This is a genomic window from Nitratireductor sp. GZWM139, assembly GCF_030068685.1.
GTDB lineage: Bacteria > Pseudomonadota > Alphaproteobacteria > Rhizobiales > Rhizobiaceae > Nitratireductor > Nitratireductor aquimarinus.
In genome coordinates this window covers 1-2257 of sequence record NZ_JAMQML010000044.1, presented here as the reverse complement: position 1 = coordinate 2257, position 2257 = coordinate 1, and the positions used below count along the sequence as shown (strand labels likewise).

Annotated in this window: 3 protein-coding genes; 1 reads left to right on the top strand and 2 read right to left on the bottom strand. The window is 58.4% G+C overall.

The genetic code is table 11. The annotated features are described in order from the left end of the window. The first annotated feature begins 104 nt into the window (after nt 1-104). Nucleotides 105-464, top strand: coding sequence for a hypothetical protein (locus NDI72_RS21775; RefSeq protein ID WP_224925022.1), 360 nt, complete (start codon nt 105-107; stop codon nt 462-464). Nucleotides 465-570: 106 nt separating this feature from the next. Here NDI72_RS21775 and NDI72_RS21770 read toward each other — a convergent pair whose 3' ends face one another. Together NDI72_RS21770 and NDI72_RS21765 are read right to left on the bottom strand one after the other, a co-directional pair. After that, entirely contained in the window at nt 571-1383 is an 813-nt protein-coding gene (locus NDI72_RS21770) for a hypothetical protein (protein ID WP_283801777.1), read from the bottom strand. Between the two features lie 177 nt (nt 1384-1560). Continuing rightward, on the bottom strand, nt 1561-2257 hold a 697-nt coding region (locus tag NDI72_RS21765; protein ID WP_283801776.1), incomplete at its 5' end, for an SOS response-associated peptidase family protein.

Below are 2257 nucleotides of genomic sequence, written 5' to 3'. Positions count from 1 at the left end.
TCGCCATCGCGCAGCATCGTGGCCGGTATCAGAAATACCGCTGCGCGAAGTGATTACACGCATTCAAAGGGCGGGCCATGGCAGAAGCCGGCGAGGAAAAACCAATGCGCACACCGCAATGGAAATGGGAATGGAACCTCAACACGGTGGTCATTCTTCTCGGGTTCGTGGCTGGTGTCGCGGCCTGGGGCGCGACCTGGGAGCGGATGAGCGCCGGTCAGCGCTACAACACCGAGCGGATCGACCGTCTCACCGAAAGGGTTGCCGCAATCGAAACCACTGCGCGCATGCTCGACAATCACGAGCTGCGGATCTCCAACGTCGAAAAGCAGGCCAGCGATGCGGCGATGGCCATGCGAGCGGTGGAGGGAACGCTGAGCAGTCTTGCGGCCGATATGAGGGTGACGCGGGAGATCCTGCAGCGCCTCGAAGCCTCCCAACGGAGCCGTGGGCCGCCGCCTTAAACCTTCGCGCCTTCTCCCCAACTCGCCCCGGCTGCCCTTGTGGTGGCCGTTTTTTTTGTTTGGGGGGGGGGGGGGGACTTGCAATACCCCGCAAAAAGGAAGGGCTTTAATGCTGGGGTCCACTGATCCTCATGCACTCAGCCTCGATGCTTTTCGTGAACGCTTCCGCGCGATCCGCGAACGCGTTCAATATGCCAATCGCAGGTACATCCCTGAGCGGACCGGGAACATCCAGTCCTACCTGAAGCTGGACTTCGTAGTTGTGCTCGACATTCGTTCCGGGGCTGACAACTGCCATTACCATTTCGTTGTTCACCGAATCCCATTTCGGTGCAGGAATACTAACGAAGCTGATGGCTCCATGAATGGTGGGGTGAGTGTAACTGATGACGCGCGCAGTGGCTGTCAACCCAATGGTGTGCTTGTCGTTAGCCAGCTTTGAGATTTCTTTGATGTGGTCGTCACCCCCGTCGTATCCGTTTCCAGTCGGGTATGGCTCCTCCCTTCGGATAACGTCCCACAATTCGGCGGGGATGGGGCCGTGCTTCAGGGTTGCGTTCAGGTCGGTAGGCGATGATCTCCAAGGGAAATGAAGGTTTCCCCTCTTGGGCAACTTATCGATGGAAGCGCAGGCGGCATAGACGGCCTGGTTCCAAGATTCCCTGATGTGAATCAAGGCCTCAGTGGTGCGCCGAGAGAGGACGCTGGGGAGGCGCTCAAAAACCTTGAACTTATGGAGCTCGTGTCCTGTCTCAGGATCTATATCTACGACCTTTCCATAAACCTTCTTCCCATATGTGATGGGGCCAGTAGGCTTGGGCTTGAAGAAGTTAGTAAAATCAGCATCCAGCTCTTGGATTGCATCCCTTGCCCAAGTAATGCTCTCCTTGGGGCGGTCAAATGCTGGGAGTGACGACAATCACTAATTCTCCTTTTGGCGGGAAGGTGAGATCTCCTTCATCGCTTGCTCAAATCTCTCTTCGGCCTTGGTAGGGCTTAGTTTTCCAGTTTTTTCCAGTTCCTTTACCTTTTCCACACGCGGCCTAGCAATCTGTGGCGCGCTCGGGGTAATCCTCACTGCGGCGCGGCGGCACGATCATTCAGGCAGGTCCGGCGCATCAACTATCATGAGCTTGTCGTCGGGCAGGGGGCGTTGCAGTTTCTTCGCTTCTTCCCATGGCTCTGTGAGCCACGCTGTCATTTCGTCCTCTGTGGTGAGGATTACCGGCATCGCCTTCTTGTGTACTGGCTCGACAATGCTGTTGGGCTCCGTGGTCAGAAAGCCATAGACCTCATGGTCTTCTGACTCCTCGCGCGCCATGCGCTTTCCGTGCCACGGTGTCCAGAGGCCGGCGAAGACAAACAGCGGCCGATCCTCATTCAGCGCGAACCATGCGTTTGGCGTGCGCTTGTCGCCCTCCTTCCTGCTGGCCGGGTCGGGCTCGGCANCCATGCGCTTTCCGTGCCACGGTGTCCAGAGGCCGGCGAAGACAAACAGCGGCCGATCCTCATTCAGCGCGAACCATGCGTTTGGCGTGCGCTTGTCGCCCTCCTTCCTGCTGGCCGGGTCGGGCTCGGCAAAGCTCGTGACCGGCACAAGGCAGCGGCTTTCCGGTGAAAGCCATTTGCGCCAGTGGGCGGATGAGGTGTTGCGGATGTTCGTGACACCGCTGTCGTGCTTTCCCTTGATGAACATGGGCGGTGTCGGCATGCCCCAGCGGGCGCGCACCATTTCCCGCTCTCCATCTTCTCCCACGCGAATGATCGGCGCATAGCGGTTCGGATAGACCTGC

What these genes read in the sequence shown, in the direction of transcription:
- NDI72_RS21775 (WP_224925022.1), top strand. Translation starts at nt 105, where the DNA reads ATGCGCACACCGCAATGGAAATGGGAATGGAACCTCAACACGGTGGTC.